At 37.7% G+C, this 17,969-nt stretch carries 13 protein-coding genes; 4 read left to right on the plus strand and 9 right to left on the minus strand.

The features are described from left to right. Window positions 1-20: 20 nt before the first annotated feature. Both J2786_RS22065 and J2786_RS22070 read right to left on the minus strand, forming a co-directional pair. Window positions 21-512 carry a hypothetical protein gene (locus J2786_RS22065; RefSeq protein ID WP_047429312.1) on the minus strand — a complete coding sequence of 164 codons (492 nt, stop codon included), beginning with the start codon at window positions 510-512 and terminating at the stop codon, window positions 21-23. Between the two features lie 22 nt (window positions 513-534). Beyond that, window positions 535-1,140: an LURP-one-related/scramblase family protein gene (locus tag J2786_RS22070; protein WP_047429314.1), complete on the minus strand. Its 606-nt coding sequence runs from the start codon at window positions 1,138-1,140 to the stop codon at window positions 535-537. A gap of 542 nt (window positions 1,141-1,682) precedes the next feature. Here J2786_RS22070 and recR point away from each other — a divergent pair. Both recR and J2786_RS22080 read left to right on the plus strand, forming a co-directional pair. Further along, complete coding sequence (recR, locus tag J2786_RS22075; protein WP_047429316.1) at window positions 1,683-2,294, plus strand: recombination mediator RecR; 612 nt, start codon at window positions 1,683-1,685, stop codon at window positions 2,292-2,294. Continuing rightward, window positions 2,290-3,129 carry a glycosyltransferase family 2 protein gene (locus tag J2786_RS22080; RefSeq protein WP_156121395.1) on the plus strand — a complete coding sequence of 280 codons (840 nt, stop codon included), beginning with the start codon at window positions 2,290-2,292 and terminating at the stop codon, window positions 3,127-3,129. The genes recR and J2786_RS22080 overlap by 5 nt, the downstream gene beginning before the upstream one ends. A gap of 51 nt (window positions 3,130-3,180) precedes the next feature. On the opposite strand, the gene secG is transcribed toward J2786_RS22080, so the two are convergent. From secG to J2786_RS22095, 3 genes are all read right to left on the minus strand, one after another. Further along, a complete protein-coding gene (gene secG, locus J2786_RS22085; RefSeq protein ID WP_047429320.1) occupies window positions 3,181-3,525 on the minus strand; it encodes a preprotein translocase subunit SecG in 345 nt (114 codons plus the stop codon). Between the two features lie 133 nt (window positions 3,526-3,658). Further along, complete coding sequence (locus tag J2786_RS22090; RefSeq protein ID WP_047429322.1) at window positions 3,659-5,704, minus strand: insulinase family protein; 2,046 nt, start codon at window positions 5,702-5,704, stop codon at window positions 3,659-3,661. A gap of 52 nt (window positions 5,705-5,756) precedes the next feature. Beyond that, window positions 5,757-7,070, minus strand: a complete 1,314-nt coding sequence (locus tag J2786_RS22095) for a M16 family metallopeptidase (protein ID WP_047429324.1) — start codon at window positions 7,068-7,070, stop codon at window positions 5,757-5,759. 440 nt (window positions 7,071-7,510) lie between these two features. On the opposite strand from J2786_RS22095, the gene J2786_RS22100 reads away from it, so the two are divergent. Both J2786_RS22100 and J2786_RS22105 read left to right on the plus strand, forming a co-directional pair. Continuing rightward, the gene (locus J2786_RS22100; protein WP_047429326.1) at window positions 7,511-9,841 is read left to right on the plus strand and encodes an ATP-dependent helicase; all 2,331 of its coding nucleotides are present in this window, start codon (window positions 7,511-7,513) and stop codon (window positions 9,839-9,841) included. A gap of 911 nt (window positions 9,842-10,752) precedes the next feature. Further along, window positions 10,753-13,521, plus strand: a complete 2,769-nt coding sequence (locus J2786_RS22105; RefSeq protein WP_047429328.1) for a TonB-dependent receptor plug domain-containing protein — start codon at window positions 10,753-10,755, stop codon at window positions 13,519-13,521. A gap of 209 nt (window positions 13,522-13,730) precedes the next feature. On the opposite strand, the gene J2786_RS22110 is transcribed toward J2786_RS22105, so the two are convergent. The 4 genes from J2786_RS22110 to J2786_RS22125 form a co-directional block, all read right to left on the minus strand. Next, window positions 13,731-15,572: a carbon starvation CstA family protein gene (locus J2786_RS22110; protein ID WP_185097533.1), complete on the minus strand. Its 1,842-nt coding sequence runs from the start codon at window positions 15,570-15,572 to the stop codon at window positions 13,731-13,733. Between the two features lie 194 nt (window positions 15,573-15,766). After that, entirely contained in the window at window positions 15,767-16,804 is a 1,038-nt protein-coding gene (locus tag J2786_RS22115) for an alpha/beta hydrolase fold domain-containing protein (RefSeq protein WP_310026819.1), read from the minus strand. Window positions 16,805-16,825: 21 nt separating this feature from the next. Then, window positions 16,826-17,209 carry a DUF3037 domain-containing protein gene (locus tag J2786_RS22120; protein ID WP_047429332.1) on the minus strand — a complete coding sequence of 128 codons (384 nt, stop codon included), beginning with the start codon at window positions 17,207-17,209 and terminating at the stop codon, window positions 16,826-16,828. Beyond that, the gene (locus tag J2786_RS22125) at window positions 17,196-17,969 is read right to left on the minus strand and encodes a HipA family kinase (RefSeq protein ID WP_047429333.1); all 774 of its coding nucleotides are present in this window, start codon (window positions 17,967-17,969) and stop codon (window positions 17,196-17,198) included. Before J2786_RS22125 ends, J2786_RS22120 begins: the two co-directional genes overlap by 14 nt.

A 17,969-nucleotide genomic window follows, 5' to 3' on the forward strand; every position in this document is an offset into this window, starting at 1 on the left:
TTTGTATGATTTCGCTTTTATTAACATCCGCATTCTCCATAGATCGGAGTAGTAAATGTAGTTCCGTCTGGTTTCTCTATAGTCAGAGTTCCTTCAAACAGTAAAGCTTCTTCGCCTTTTATTTTTTTACCTTTTACAGAAATTTTGTAATCGTCATTTTCTATTTCTTTGGTAAGCAATTCATCTACTTCCATATCACTTGATGAAATAAGATTCATAGCCAGCCTTTTGCCATCCAGCATCATATAAGCTGTTTTTCCGGCATCATCAGCATAGATGTATCTCTCATTTTCAAAATCAGCTTTGCTGGCTGCAAAATAGCAGGAACATTCTTTGATTTCTTTTGGAAACGGAATGGTTCCCACCAGAATATTTCCTGAAGAAGGACCAATGGAGGCAGTATCTTTAGCAATATGCAAAGAATCGGCAGGGGCAGAACCTGAAACAGTTTCTTTTTCCTTTTTACAGGCTACCAATAGAAATGCGGAAAATAAAATGATTAAATATTTCATGTGTTTGTGGTTTTATTATTTGTTATCCTCTTGCTCTTTCAAGAAGTGTCATCATTAATAAAGAAAGGATTACCAGGCTTTCTTCCTCGTCATCAATGTCAATCAGTCTGTCCAGCTGGAATCTTCTTCCGAAGAATGAAGGCATTTTTTTAAGCTTAAAATAAGCCTTTCCGTCAATCCCTGTTACTGTATAGGATGGATTAAGGAAATAGCCTGTAAACATTCCGATGATAGGAAGTTCTCCTACAAAACCGTCCCAGAATCTTACCCATGCACTGTCTTCCTGAATTTTAAACTTAGGCTGATCATGAGCATCCAGAATATCATAACTTGCTTTCCAGAGAGAACGCATTCCCTTTCTTGCCAGTCTGCCGAAGTTTTTGTTGTCGATAAGGTCATTCAAAGAATAAGAAGCATTGAAATCAATCCATTGATTGGCTCTGATTCTGAAAAGTTCTTTAGACTTGCTTTCATCATTAAAAACAATAACATCCTCTTTCAACTTGAACATTTTCTGACGAACATATGCCACATAATTTCCGTTTTTGTCAGTAATGTTGAAGTCGCTTGCTAAAGTAGTGATTTTGAATTTGAAATCCAGAGGATAATTAAGATTGTTAAGTACCATGTCAGTTTATTTTTTTCATATTTAATTTAAGCCGCAAATATAAGGGTTTTTTAGTGTTCTCAGATAGCCGGAAAAATATAAAAATATCATAATGGGACATTGTGTTGCATGTGCTTCTGATTAAAAATAAACGCTATGTCCGCAAGGTTGATATGTACTTATATCTATTTCGATCGCAAAGGTACTTCGTTCAGCCAGGATATCAGTTTTGTCTATTGCTGAGTGAAATGCTTTTACGAACCTTTTTTAGCCATTAGATATTTTAGCGGACTTCGCGTTAGAATCTATTTAACGCAGCGTTTGCAAGGTTTGTTTACTGGATTTGTATGTTTTGTTCACAAAGGCACTTCGTTCAGTCAGGATATCCGCTTCGTGTATTGCTGAGTGAAACGCCCTTGCGATCATTTTTTAAGAACTATAAAAATTCCTTAGCGAACACTGCGCTGAAATTTATTTATGTTGTATGAAAATTCACAAGCAAAGCGAAGGGACCACTCACTATTCACTATCAATTATCAACTTTAATCCTTATTTTTGTACCTATGGATTACCCTAGTAAAGTATTGGCAAAAGCGGTAGATGAGATTTCGGGATTGCCTGGGATTGGAAGAAAAACGGCTTTGAGATTAGCACTCCATTTATTAAAGCAGCCCAACTCCAGAGCTGTAAGTCTTGGAAACTCGCTGATCAATCTTGTCAATGAAATAAAATATTGTAAGGAATGTCATAATTTTTCGGATTTTGACATTTGTGAAATATGCAGCAATGAAAAGAGAAATGGTGAACTGATCTGTATCGTTGAAGATGTACGTGACGTAATTGCTATTGAAAATACAGGAAAGTATACGGGGAAATATCTGATTCTTGGAGGGAAAATTTCTCCAATGGAAGGCGTTGGGCCCGGCCAGCTGAATATTCCAAGTATAGAAAAGAAGCTGAACGAAGGAAAGGTGAAGGAATTTATTTTTGCTTTGAGTGCTACGATGGAAGGTGATACCACAGCTTATTATATTTATAAGAAGTTTAAAAGTTTCAATATAAATTTTTCCAGCATTGCAAGAGGAATTTCTGTAGGAGATGAACTGGAATATGCTGATGAAATTTCTTTGGGAAGATCTATTATCAACAGGTTGCCATACAACGAAAAAGATTAATATGAAGCTGTCTGTTATTATTGTAAATTACAATGTTACCCAATTGCTGAGAAGCTGTCTCCTGTCGCTCCAAAAGTATATACAGGACATAGATTATGAAGTGATTGTCATTGATAATGCTTCTACAGACAGTTCATGGGGAAATCTTATTCAGGAATTTTCTGATGTACATTTTATATCATCTGAAACAAATGGTGGCTTCTCAAAAGCGAATAACCAGGCTGTCCAGACGGCAAAAGGAGAATATATTTTGCTTTTGAATCCTGATACAGAGTTAGAAGGGTTTTATATGAAAGAATTGCTGGATTTTGCAGATGCTCAGCCTTTATTCGGATGTCTGGGAGTGAGAATGCATGATGCAGAAGGGAATTTTCTTCCTGAAAGCAAACGCTCCGTTCCGGATATGTTCAATTCATTTGAAAAGCTGTTTACCAATTTTAAAAAGAACAATTCGAAATCCTATTACAGAAACGATATAGAAGAAAATGCCATTGCAGAGGTAGATGTGATCACCGGAGCATTTTTATTGGCTAAAAAAGACGTTTATGAAAAAATAGGAGGGTTGGATGAAGCTTATTTTATGTATGGAGAAGACATTGATCTTTGTTATACATTTTTAAGAAGCGGATATAAGAATTTCTATTATGGGGAGGTTTCTATCCTTCATCATAAAGGAGAAAGTACAATTAAGGATGAAGTATATCTCAACAGGTTTTATGGAGCGATGCAGATCTTTATTGATAAGTATTATAAAGAATCGAAGCCTGTACAGTATTCTTTTTTGAAAGCAGGATTAAAGCTTCGGCATCAGATTGAAAAGATCAGATTAAAATAAAAAAGCAACTCAATTTGAGTTGCTTTTGTTATATGTAAGATGTTATTCTTCTTATTTTGCCGGAGCTACCGGAGTAGTTGTTGTAGAAGAAGCAGGAGCTGACTGTTTTGCAGGAGCTTCTTTCTTAGCTGGTTGCTGTTGTGCAGGAAGTGACTGAGATGGCTTACCTGTGATAACAACGCTTAAAAGGATAAGAACGATGATAGTTCCGCCTAGAGTCCATGTTGCTTTTTCCATGAAATCATTGGTTCTTTGTACCCCGAACTGTGCAGATGATGCACCTCCGAATGTACTGGAAAGGCCTCCTCCTTTTGGATTTTGTGCCATAACGATAATTACCAATAAAACACTGGCAACCATAACAAGAACCATTAGTAGTGTAAATATAGTATCCATTAATTCTTATATCTTTTTGAATGGGCAAATTTAATCTTTTTTTACTGAATGACAAAGAAAGATGTCGCCAAATGTTGATAAAAATAAAAACGGCAACAATTGTTGCCGTTTTTTGTATAAAAATTGGATGTTGTTATTTAAAATCAGCATCTGTAGCCTTATTGATCTCATAAGACTTTACATTCATGGTCATATCCATTCCCATCTGGCTTACAGAGATGGTGTATGGCATTTTTACCCCTTCTACATCTTTGTAATTAGAGTATGTTGTCGGAATTGTCATTTCCTGACCTTTAGCTTTTATTTTCTTGGTTTCTCCGGTTTTTAATCCTGTTGCAACGCTATAGTAATAAGTGGTATCTCCTCCTTTAATTGCATAAGAATCTTCACCTCCGATTTTTTCAATTCCTCCTAATTTATAATCAGCAGATTTTGCAAAACCTAACTCTTCGAAAAGTTCCGGGTTCTTTTGTTTTTCAGCAATTTCTTCCGGTGTGATGTCAACTTTTTGTCCCATTTGCATAGAATAACCAGTCTTCCCATCAAATACCTGCTTCTGAACAACCTGTCCCATTGCTGTTACCGTTGTCAGCTCTTTTCCACCTTGTGCCTTAACGATTTTAAAATCGATGTTTTGTCCTTGCATAGACATTGAAGCATTGGTAGTATATGAAGTAATTTTAGCCAGATTAGCTTTTCCTCCGATAGCATTGATGTATTTATCTGCGATAGAAGCAACCGTTACGCTTGCATCTACTTTTTGTACAGTTGGTTTTGCAACAGGGTTGGCGTCCTTATCAAAATATTTTACAGGGTAACCTAATTTTTCCAGTCCTTCAGAAATATCAGATGCTTTACCAGCGATGAAAATTCTGCTTTGGTTTGGTAAAATGGTGGTCTTTACAGCATTTGCAACATCTGCTGCAGTTACTTTATCGATAGATTTCAGGTAATTGGTGTAGAAATCAGCCGGTAAATCCTGCACTTTTTGGTTTAATGCAAATCTTGCAATATTAGCTGGCTGCTCTAAAGACATGATGAAAGCTCCTTTCAGTTTTGCTTTTGCATTTGCCAATTCCTCCGGTTTTACAGTAGAGATCGCGTTAAGTTCATTCATGAATTCTTTAACAGCTTTGTCTGTAACCTCGTTTCTTACGCTTGCACTTGCAGAGAATTGTGGAGAATACTTGCTGGCAATCATTTCTGAATAAGCCCCATAGGTAAATCCGTTTTTCTCACGAAGGTTCATGAAAAGTCTCGCTTCACCGCCACCACCAAGAATATAGTTGGCGATTGTTGCAGGGAAGTAGTTCGCATCTTTCATTTTCAAAGTGTTCAGGTTGTTTAAAGAAACAACAGACTGTACTGCTGAAGGAACATCTACTACGTTAATCTCTGTTTTAGTAACATTGGAAGCTGGTTCTAACTGTGCGATAGGAGTGTTTGCTTTTTTCCAGCCGCTGAAAGCCTTTTCAATCAAAGGTTTTACCTGGTCAAATTTTACGTCTCCCACGATTACTAAGTAAGCATTATCCGGAGCGTAGTATTTTTTGTAAATATTTTGTACGTCAGCTAACTGAATTTTGTTGATAGATTCAACAGTTTCAAATTCTCCTCTTGAAGTATTTTTTCCATACATTAAAGCGTTAGAAACTCTTTCAGCAATAGAAGATGCATTTTTTTCTTCAGACTTTAATCCCTCTACAGCTCTTTCTTTAGAGTTTTGAATTTCTTCAGCAGAGAATTTAGGATTAATGATTGCATCCGCCATCAAACCTAAAACTTCAGGGAAATATTTTGAAAGTGAATTGGCAGAAGCACCTCCTGAAGAGAAATTAAGATTCGCTCCCAGGTAATCTACTTTTTTGTTGAAATCATCTTTGCTGATGTTGGTTGTACCGTTTTCGAACTGTTCAGCCATAATCTGGCTTACTCCGGTTACTGCCCCTTCGTTGTATGGAGGTCTGTCCATAGAAAGGCTGGCACTTACTCTTGGTAATTTGTTGTTTTCAACAACCATTACTGTAAGACCGTTGCTTAGCTGGAAAGTTTTTGGCTTGGCAATGTTAATGGCAGGAGTAGGTCCTGGTTTCGGCATTGCATTAAGATCTATTTTTTGTGCTGAAACCATTCCTGTAAAGAAAAACGCTGCAGCTATATATGTTAATTGCTTTTTCATTTGTAAAAATTTAATTTTTAATAATCATATGGTATCCTGAGAAGTTGAATGATTACTTTTTCTCAGGTACGTAATTGATGATTATTCTTTGGTTGGAATTAAGATACTTTTTAGCCGCATTTTGAAGATCCTGTCTGGTGATAGATCTGTAAATGTCGATTTCTTTGTTGATCAAATTCGTGTCTCCCATCAATACGTGGTTGGTTGCCAATGACGCAGCAATTCCCTGAATGCTTGAGTTAGCATTTACAAACTGGTTTTCGTATTGGTTTTGAAGTTTTTGGTAATCTTCTTCAGAAATTAAAGTCGTCTGAAGTTTTTTGATTTCAGCATCGATATCAGTCTGTAAAGCCTGCTTTGTAGTCTGTCCCATCGGAATTGCGAAGAATGCGAAAATACTGTAGTCTTCAAGTCCCTGGTTGAAAGCGGCTACCTGAAGCGCTTTTTTATCCTGATCTACTAATTTTTTATATAAAACTGAAGACTTACCGCTGCTTAAATAAGAAGAAAGCATATCTAAAACATAAGCATCTTTCTCCTTGTTAGCCGGAGTTCTGTATGCGAATACATAAGCCGGAAGCTGGATGTTCGGGTCAGTAGCAGTGACTTCTTTTTCCTGTGTGATTGGAGTTTCTTTCGGGAAATCTTTTGGATAAAGTGTTCCTTTTGGAATTCCTCCGTAGTAGGTTTCGATCCATTTTTTTGTCTGCTCAGGTTTGATATCTCCTGCAACCACTAAAGTAGCATTATTAGGAACGTAATACTTTTTGTAGAACGCCTGGAACTCTTCTAATTTTGCAGAATTCAGATCTTCCATAGAACCAATTGTTGGCCAGTTGTATGGGTGATTGGTAAATAAATTTTTCTGAATAGTAGTGAAAAGGTTTCCATAAGGCTGGTTATCCATTCTTAATCTTTTCTCTTCTTTTACAACCTCTCTCTGTGTATCCACACCAATCTGGTTGATTACAGCGTGGCGCATTCTTTCAGCCTCCATCCAAAGTCCAAGCTGTTCGTTATTGGAAGGGAACGTTTCGTAATAATAAGTTCTGTCATTGGTGGTGTTGGCGTTGTTCTGCCCTCCGTTTGAAGAAACGATTTTAAACCAGTCTCCTCTTTTGATGTTAGGAGTTCCTTCGAATAAAAGGTGTTCAAAGAAGTGAGCAAAACCTGTTCTGCCTTTTACTTCATCTTTTGCACCTACGTGGTACATTACACCTGTTGTTACAACCGGCGCCGAGTTATCCTGATGAAGAATTACGTGAAGACCATTGGGAAGGTCATACTCTTCGAATTTGATTTGCTGTGCATTCAGCATTAGCCCGAAGAAAGCTACGGCAGCAGCAGAAAGAAGTCGCTTTTTCATAAAATTTAGAAATTGTTTACCAATTAGTATGAAAAGTGAATTAAATGTTACAGAGTTTATAGAAAAATATGATCACTTGGGGAAATTTCCAGAAATTAAAAGTGAAAATATAGGAGATCGATATTGAAAAATTATCAATTCATATTTTAACACAAGGTTCGCTAAGAAATTTTTTTATTTTCAGGTACTATCGCAATGGCGTTTCATTCAGCCATAGTTAAAATTCGACACCCTGGCTAAACGAAGTGCCTTTGCGAACAAAAGATATAGTATAAAATTAATCATTAGCCTTGCTAACATTCGCGTTTAATGTAGAATTAATAGTTAGTATATATGTGTTTAAGACTCAATACCGGATACTTCAAATCGCTAACTTCTCTATGAAAGTTTGAATTCTGCTCTGAATACCTTAATTTTGTGTTCCCAAAATTTTTTGCTGTATGGACTATCTGAAAGGACTCAATGAATCACAATATGAAGCCGTTACCTCTTTACAGGGACCTTTGATGGTGCTTGCAGGAGCAGGTTCCGGGAAAACGCGTGTATTAACCATGCGTATTGCCCATTTAATACATAACGGAATAGACCCTTTCAATATCCTGGCGCTTACCTTTACCAATAAGGCGGCACGCGAGATGAAAGAACGTATCGCTAAAGTAGTAGGAGACAGCAACGCGAGAAGCCTTTGGATGGGAACATTTCACTCTGTTTTTGCAAGAATTCTGAGAATTGAGGCCCATTATCTTGGATATCCTTCCAATTTTACCATCTATGATCAGCAGGATGCTCTGAACGTGATTAAAAAAGTTCTGAAGGATATGAATATCGATGCTGATCTTTATAAGCCTAAAAAAGTTCAGGCAAGAATTTCAACCTATAAGAATAATCTGATTACGGTAAAAGCTTACTTCAACAATCCGGAACTGATGGAAGCGGATGAGAAAGCGAATATGAAATTCATCGGGCAGATTTATCAGAAATATGTGGATCAGTGTTTCAGAAACGGATCTATGGATTTTGATGACCTGTTGTTAAAAACCAATGAATTGCTGACCCGTTTTCCTGAAGTGCTGGCAAAATACCAGGACAGATTCAGATACATCATGGTAGATGAGTACCAGGATACCAACCACTCTCAGTATCTTATTGTAAAAGCATTAGCTTCGAAATTTGAGAATATCTGTGTGGTAGGGGATGATGCTCAGTCTATCTACTCTTTCCGTGGAGCGAATATCTATAATATCTTAAACTTTAAAAAAGATTATCCGGATGCTATAACAGTATCTCTGGAGCAGAATTACCGTTCTACACAGAATATTGTAAATGCGGCTAATGTAGTGATTGCAAAAAACCTGCAGCAGTTTAAGAAAAATGTATTCAGTGATAATGAAGAAGGGGACAAGATCAAAATATACAGATCTCTTTCCGATGCAGATGAAGCCAATTTCGTGGCAGGAAATATCTGGGAACTTCGTAACCGTGACCAGAGAAAGTACAGCGATTTTGCTATTTTATACAGAACCAACTCTCAGACGCGTGCTTTTGAAGATGCACTGAGACGTAAAAATATTCCGTACAAAGTATATGGAGGTCTTTCTTTCTATCAAAGAAAGGAGGTAAAAGACCTTATTGGATATCTGCGTTTACTGATCAATGAAAATGATTCGGAAGCATTGATGAGGATTATCAACTATCCTGCAAGAGGAATTGGAGAAACAACACAGAATAAGCTGATCGTATTTGCAGATGCCCACAATATTGCGGTTTCAAAAGTATTGGAGAATCTTCCGATGTATGCACCTCAATTAGGTCTGAACAACGGGGTTTTAAACAAACTGAACGATTTCTGGTCAATGATCAAAGCTTTTCAGGTATTACTGAAAACAGAAACGGCGTACAGCGTGGCTATGGAAGTGGCAAAGCGAAGCGGTTTAATCAAATTTTTGAAGGATGATCAAACGCCTGAAGGAATTTCCAGAGTAGAAAACGTACAGGAATTGATGAACTCTATGCAGGGATTCATTGAAGAGCAGATGCAGCTTGAAGATGGTGATCCGAGTCTTTCCAATTTCCTTGAAAATATTGCACTTTCTGCAGATACTCAGGATAAAGAGCTGGAAGATGATATGGTTTCTTTAATGACCATTCACCTTTCAAAAGGATTGGAATTCCCGGTGGTTCACTTAGTAGGGCTTGAAGAAAACCTGTTCCCAAGTTTTATGAGCTCAGCAACCAGAGAAGATCTTGAAGAGGAAAGAAGATTATTCTACGTAGCATTGACAAGAGCAGAAAAACAAGCCTTCTTCTCCTATGCTGTGTCCCGTTTCCAGTGGGGAAAAATTACTGATGCGGAACCTTCAAGATTCTTAAGTGAAATTGATGATGAATATATCGAATTCCTGAATCCTGCTTTGGAAAAAAGGTTTATCAATAATTCAGGAGTGAAGTCCAATATTTTTGATGAGCATCCTTCCGAAATGAAATCTTTCAAAAAGGTTGAAAAGAAAACTATTGACAGAGGTGATACTTCGAAACCTGCTCCTGAAGTCAGAAACCTGAAACCGGTAAGCACGGCTAAAATTATCAATCCAAGCGGAGCTTCTTCTCAGGATATTGAAGTAGGAGATAAAGTAAGACACGACCGTTTTGGAATTGGGGAAGTTACTTTCCTGGATGGAACAGACCCTCAGAATATCAAAGCAAAAGTAGTTTTCATGCATGAAGGAGAGAAAAATCTGATCCTGAAATATGCTAAACTGACTAAGATTTAATTTCATCGTAAAATATAAAAGAAACGGATTCAATTTTTGGATCCGTTTTTTGTTTTAACCGCTAAGCTCGCAATGTGACTATCATGATCATGCTATGTATATTTTTCGATCGCTAAGGCGTTCCACTTAGCTAGTAAATTCTCTGCTTAACGAAGTGCCGCTGCGATCGGAAGACTAATCAATTTATTTCTTTGCGTACGTAGCGTTTTTATAAAAATCTTTTTAACGGGAAGCTCGCAAAGTTTCTATTAAGATATGTTTCATTTTTTCGATCGCTAAGGCGTTCCACTTAGCTAGTGTAAATTCTTTGCTGAACGAAGTGCCGTTGCGATCGGAAGACTAATCAATTTATTTCTTTGCGAGCGTAGCGTTTTTATAAAAATCTTTTTAACGGGAAGTTCGCAAAGTTTCTATTAGGATGATTTTCATTTTTTCGATCGCTAAGGCTTTCCACTTAGCTAGTGTAAATTCTCTGCTGAACGAAGTGCCGCTGCGAGCGGAAGACTAATCAATAGTAATAGATTTCATTGCGTACGTAGCGTTTTTATAAAAATCTTTTTAACGGGAAGTTCGCAAAGTTTCTATTAGGATGATTTTCATTTTTTCGATCGCTAAGGCGTTCCACTTAGCTAGTGTAAATTCTTTCCTGAACGAAGTGCCTTTGCGATCGGAAGAATAATCAATTTATTTCTTTGCGAGCGTAGCGTTTTAACTATTTATTTTGAAGTTAACCTGCTATAAAACAATGTTTTTTATGGGAATATTCTTAAATTATCATAACTTTAGATGAGGGATAGAAAGAAACGATAACTGTTTTTTACAAAAACAAAGTCTATTATTTTTGTGGACTAATAAATATATTCTACATTTGCACCTTGTAAAAAACATAAATGTTAATCAAATTCTAACCTATGAAAAATAAGAAAACTATTCTTTCGGCCTCTGTTTTATTTTTCCTCGGCGTATTCACTTACGGACAGGAAAAAGACAGCATAAAAGCAAATAAGGACACTATAAAGACCAATAATGTAGAAGAAGTAGTAGTACTGGGTTCTAGAGCCGGAGCAAGATCTAAAGTGGACAGCCCGGTTCCTGTAGATGTATTCAATGTAAAAGAATCTTCAATTATCCTTCCACAAACCAATATCGGACAAATCCTGAATGCGGTTGCCCCCTCATTTACTTCTACAATTCAAACGAATTCTGATGGGACAGACCATTTGGATCCCGCTCAGCTGAGGGGTTTAGGGCCAGATCAGGTTTTGGTTTTGGTGAATGGTAAAAGAAGGCATACTTCAGCATTAGTCAATGTAAACGGAACACCCGGAAGAGGTACCGTAGGAACCGATTTGAATGCCATTCCGTCTTTCGCTTTGAACAGGATTGAAGTCTTAAGAGACGGAGCTGCCGCACAATACGGATCCGATGCCATTGCCGGGGTGATCAATCTTGATCTGAAAAGAGACACAGGAAAACTGGCAGGGCAGATCAGCTATGGTGGAAACCTTACGCCAACGGCTAATGACCATACCGGAGATTTTGACGGCCAGAATATTCAGCTGGATTTGAATTATGGAAATAAAATCGGGACCAAAGGTGGTTTCTTTAATATTACCTGGTCTTCACAATTCAGAAATCCAACGTACAGAGCGGGAACAGAAAGTGGTCCGATTTATAACGCTTATAGTGCTATTGAACAACGTGCATTGAATGACGGAGTGAACCTTTCTTCTCTTTTCACGAATATCAACAATACCCCCAATTCACAACAGATTGTAAATTATATCCATCAGTATGCTCAGAATGTAAGCTATTTTTCTCAGGATTTGCAAAATTCAATTCAGGGAGCCAATACCATTTCTGCGTTACAAAGTATTTTGAAGCCTGGAAATTTTACCAGAGATCAGCTTAATTACTTTACGGATCAGGAATTGGCTTACAGAGGACAGGAAAGGAAGGATTTTAATATGCAGGTAGGTCAGTCTAAGCTTAACAATCATCAGCTGTTTGTGAATGCTGAGATCCCTGTAAGTGACAACTGGAAAGTGTATACTTTTGGCGGTTACAGCATAAGACACGGAACTTCCGGAGGATTCTACAGAAGACCAACTGAAAACAGAACCTTTACAGGATTATATCCAAATGGTTACCTTCCGCAGATTGGGACCGATATTCAGGATATCTCATTAGCTGCCGGAATCAAAGGAAACTGGGATGGGTGGAATATTGATTTCAGTAATACATACGGACAGAATTCATTTACCTACAATATTCAGAATACAGGAAATACCTCTTTACGTTTTGCTTCACCAAGGGAATTTAATGCTGGAGGACTAAGATTTTCTCAAAATACCATCAATTTAGATTTTTCTAAAAAATATGATGTATGGGAAGGAATCAACGTAGCATTTGGAGCGGAACACCGCTATGAAAATTTTAAAATTACTCAGGGAGAAGAAGCTTCTTATGCAACCTATGATGTTTCAGGAAATGTGTGGAACGGAAATTCTGTAAGACCTACAGATTTCTTCGGAGCGTCACTTCCGGGAGGATCACAGGTTTTCAACGGATTTAAACCAGGAAATGCAGTGGATAAAAACAGACAGTCGGTAGCTGCCTATGCAGATGTTGAATTTAACTTTACCAACTGGTTATTGGTAGATGCCGCAGCGAGATATGAAAACTATTCGGATTTCGGGTCTACATTCAATTATAAACTGGCTTCAAGAATCAAGGTAGCACCTAATTTCAATGTGAGATTTGCAGGATCTACAGGATTCAGAGCGCCATCTATTCACCAGATTTATTATAATGTAACCTCTACATTGTTTACGAATAATCAACTGTTGGAAGTAGGAACTTTCAGTAATGATTCTCAGCTGGCAGGATTGCTGGATATGCCTAAACTGAAGCAGGAAACTTCCAAATCAGCAAGTGTAGGATTTACTTACAGAATTCCTTCGGTAGGACTTAGTTTTACTGCGGACGGATATTTCACGAGAATTGATAACCGTATTATTCTTACCGATCAGTTCCTGAAAGCAAGCGTTCCTCAAAAAGCTCAGGAGGCTTACGACCAGTTAGGAATCAATGCTGCGCAGTTCTTTACTAATGCTATTGATACGGAAACAAAAGGTCTGGATCTAGTGATTTCACATAATGCAAGATTCTCAGGATTTAAACTGGATAATAACTTTGCCATTAACCTTAATAAAACAAAACAGGTTGGTGATATTCATTCTGCAGGACTTTTACAGTCGCCACAACTGGAGAAAATATATTTCTCTGAAAAATCGAGAGTATATCTTGAAGAAGCTGTCCCTAGAGTGAAAGCCAGTCTTTCTCATACGCTTTCCTGGAAGGGGGCAAGTTTATATCTGAGAAATACCTATTTCGGAAAAGTGACAGGTGCTGATATCATTGATGTGAACGGAGATGGAATTATTGATTTTAATGAACACCAGCAGATCGGAGACAAGATCATTACCGATCTATCTGCAGCCTATCAGTTTACCAAAAATGTAGGATTGACTTTAGGCGTAAACAATTTGTTTGATGTTTACCCAACGAAAAACCTTACTGCTTCTACCAATAACGACCAGTTCATCTATTCAAGATCGACTTCACAGTTTGGGCAGAACGGAAGATATGTTTTTGCAAGATTGAATTTCAATTTTTAAATAAAACAAAAGATAATGCTATAAAAAACAGTTCAGGATTCCTGAACTGTTTTTTCTTTATATAAATATGAATTAAACTTTTATTTTTGAACCATTAAGATGTAATAAGAGTTTAAGATAAGTTTTGTTTTAAGCTTAAGAATCAGAATGATTCATCTTAACGTTCCTTATTTCTTAAATCTTTCTTAATGGTTTTTAGTTTGTAAATCTTATCTTTCCACGAGTTCCTTTACAGGTTCCCCATAATGATCAATCTCTGTTGTGTTGATCTGAAGAAGCTGATACCACTTTCTGAAAGCTCCAATAAATACAATAAGCATCAGAACCATTGCTGTCACCGCTAAAGCAGCCAGTAAATACTGTCCCTTAGGAATATAAATAGCAGTCACCTGAATATAACCGGCCCAGAAGGTAATTCCAGCCATAAAAACACCCGGAATAGCTGAGCATAAAGCATATTTTCCCCTGTTCATTCTGATCAGCATTGTTGTACAAACGATAAGTCCGCAGGCTGCCAGCAGCTGATTACTAATTCCGAATAATGGCCAGATACTGTTTACATTTCCGGTGTACACCAGATATCCCCAGGCAAAGGTGAAAAGAAGACTGCTGATAATAATCCCCGGAATCCAGTTTTTATCATTGAATTTTGGAACAACAGACCCCAGCATTTCCTGTAAAAAGAAACGTCCAACCCTCGTTCCGGCATCAATGGCAGTAAGAATAAATACCGCTTCAAACATAATAGCGAAATTATACCAATAAGCCGTAAGCTGATCCATATACGGAATTTTATTAAAGATATGGGCCATTCCCACCGCCAGAGATACTGCGCCTCCCGTTCTCCCATAAAGATCAATCCCGATTTTCTGTGAATAATAATCAATATCTACTCCGTGCAAAGACGGATGTGCCGCCAGAAATGAATCATAAGCTTCTTTGGGAGTGTTGATCGCAAAATAATCACCCGGCATCAGGGTACAGGCAGCGATAAGAGCCATCAGTGCAACAAAACCTTCCACAAGCATTGCTCCATAACCTACAAAAAGAATTTCTCTTTCTTTATTCAGCATTTTGGGTGTTGTCCCTGTAGCAATCACCGCATGGAATCCGGAAATAGCTCCACAGGCAATTACGATGAAGATAAAAGGAAGTACCGGACCGCCAATAATAGGACCACCTCCATTAACAAAAGCTGTAATAGCCGGCATCTGTATCGTAGGGTGGATGACAATTACCCCGATAGCCAGCATAATAATAGTTCCTATCTTTAAATAAGTTGAAAGATAATCTCTCGGAACCAAAAGAAGCCATACCGGTAATACCGAAGCAATAAAACCATACAGGGGAATTGCAATAGAAATTGTTTTAATATCCCAGGAAAACAGACCATTCATCGTAGGATTCTGCATCAGAGTGTGTCCCCCGATAATCCCTGCCACCAGAAGGATTCCTCCCAAAATACTTGCAAAAAGTACACTGTTCTTTTTATATCGCATAATCAGCCCCATAATGATGGCAATAGGCATGGTAATCACAACAGTAAAAAGAGACCATGAAGCTTCATGCATCGCATTGATACAGGCTAAAGACAAACCTGCCAGTGTAAGGATCAAAATGAAGAGGATCGCAAAACCAGCTACCGTACCCGTTGCTTTTCCAATTTCTTTGGAAGCAATAGTTGCAAGACTCTGACCTTTATGCCTCACTGAAGCAAAAAGTACAATCATATCGTGTACCCCGCCGCCCAGCACGCATCCTATTAATATCCATAAAGCTCCCGGAAGATACCCGAACTGGGCTGCCAAAACAGGTCCTACCAATGGTCCGGCAGCGGCAATAGCCGCAAAATGATGCCCGAAGAGTACATTTTTATTAGTAGCCACATAATCTTTACCGTCTGCAAATTCTACAGCAGGTGTCGTATTTCCGTCATTGAGCCTGAGAACTTTATTGGCAATGAAAATACCATAAAAGCGGTAAGCTATCGCAAAAAGAAGAACAGATACAAAGATAAGCGTAAGTGCATTGATATTGTTTAAAGATTCCATATTCTTTATTTTTGTTGATGAAAAATTAAATTATTGGTGTTTTTATTGTTAATAATTTAAACAATGACCAAGGTAATTAATTCTCAATAAAAAATATCAATATGTATATCAATCTAGCAAATTTATTGTATCTGTATATGTTATTGTTTTGATTTATAGTTATTTGAATTGTGGTTTGATGAGGGGTGTATATATTACTTCTTCTGTGAAAGAATGAATTCCACCATCTGATCCGTAAGTTGATCCAGATAAGCTTTATCAGTTGTACCAAAGCCATGCACTCCGCCATCAATGATGATCAGCGAGTTCTGTATTTTAGCCCTGTTTAATTTTCTGTGCAGCTTTTTAGACTGGTTTAAAGGAACCACTTTGTCATTATTTCCCTGAACAATTAATGTAGGAACACCACCTGAAACAAAATATACAGGAGATAGGATTTTAAGGTAATCAATAGCTCTGTCCTGATCTTTTCTTATATCATATCCCGAAATTCCTTTCACCAGATTTTCCTGTAAACCAACTATTTTTTTAGACATTAAACCAATCATGGCTACCGGTATGGTCCCTAGTTTTGTATGGAAAAGTTTGTTGAGGTCTGCTGGACCATAATGGTCAATTACATAATTTACTTTAGCAGAATAAGACGAAAGCTCAGGATTACCTGAATAAGTATTGTCTGGTGTGTAAGCTGCCATCAGGGATAGGTGAGCTCCGGCAGAAGCTCCGAACAACCCAATATTATTTGTGTCGAAATGATACTGCTCTGCATTTTTTCTTACCCATCTTACAGCATCTTTGGTATCTTCCAGAGGCAATGGAAAATGAGTGCTGTCATTTAAAAGGGTATAATTAATACTGATTACCGCATATTGTTTGGCCATGAGCTTTGCAATGGTTGTTTCAACATAATTATCTGAGTGAATTATTTTATCACCCTCTATCCATCCACCTCCGTGAACATAGATCAGCACAGGAAGGAGCTTGTCTGCAGCAACGTTTTTAGGCGTGAAAACGTCAAGTTGAACAGGATTTCCTTTTCTGTTGGTTTTATATACAATATTCTCAGATAAATTGGCTATTTCGGGAAGTAATGTGCTTTTTACAGGAGGAGTCTTAACCTGTACCTGCGAGAAATTCTGTGAAAAAGATAAATTAGAAATGCTTATGAATAAAACAAAAAACAGGTTTGTGAAAAACCTGTAGATTGATATGTTGTTTGTCGATAAATTCATAATAAATTTTTTAAGGAGGTGTTACTTTACTAACTCCTCAAAAAGCTTACCAAAAGTAGCATTTAGGTCTTTGGATTTTCCCGGATGAGGTCTTGAGGTTTGTACAACAGAACTTCTTACTGCTGTCAGCCATCGGAAACGCTCCGGAATATCCAGAAAAGCAATAGGACCGCCATCTTTCTCACCATTCGCAATTTTCTGGAAGCTTTCCAGATTATGGATGATATCTTCGTAATCAAGCTTGCTGTGCATCAGTTTAAACTTATCCGGACACAAATAGAATTCCACTCTGATGAATTTCTCCTTCTTGGAAAACATCACCAGCCCGATATTGAAAAACTCTTCTCTTTCAACCTTAGGTACCAGGCGTATTACCGCATATTCATATATTTTATCCTCTTGCATTTTTCGCTTCGTTTACAAAGATTTGAGAATTTTCTAATCTGGTTTTCATAAACTGAAAATAGATCTCACGGATTTCTTCCGGCGTTTCGTCAGCATCATTCCAGTGTAACCAGTCTTCAGGAATCATATTGACAATGTCTCTGAAAAGAGTATCATTCAAAACTTCATGGGCAAACTGATCCGCTTCATCAAGCATTTTTGCTTTTGGCAGCAGTACATGGTCTTTCACATATTTGAAAGGTGTTTTGGCAGCTGCATCAAAATTCTGCCAGGAGTGGTGGAAGTAGAATGAAGCACCATTATCGATGATCCAAAGTTCTTTATGCCACATCAGCATATTGGTATTTTTAAAAGTACGGTCTATGTTGGTAATGAATGCATCCAGCCATACTATTTTTGAAGCCAGCAGCGGATCTACACTTACTCCCGGATCATAGGTAATAGAACCGGAAAGATAATGTAATCCAAGATTCAGACCTTCAGAAAACTTCAGAAGATCCTGTATTTCCTCATCGGCTTCCGTTCTTCCGAAATCAGCATCAAGATTGATGAAAACAAGTTCAGGAATTTTAAGTCCCAAAGCTTCCGTAATCTTTCCGCCCAACAGTTCGGAGATCAGCATTTTTACTCCATGGCCTGCACCACGGAATTTTAATACATATTTGAAATCATCATCAGCTTCTGCCAGAGCCGGAAGAGATCCTCCTTCTCTCAGGGGCAGAATGTAACGCATCACGGTTACAGTTCTTAAATTCTGCAT

The organism is Chryseobacterium vietnamense, from assembly GCF_031454475.1.
GTDB lineage: Bacteria > Bacteroidota > Bacteroidia > Flavobacteriales > Weeksellaceae > Chryseobacterium > Chryseobacterium vietnamense.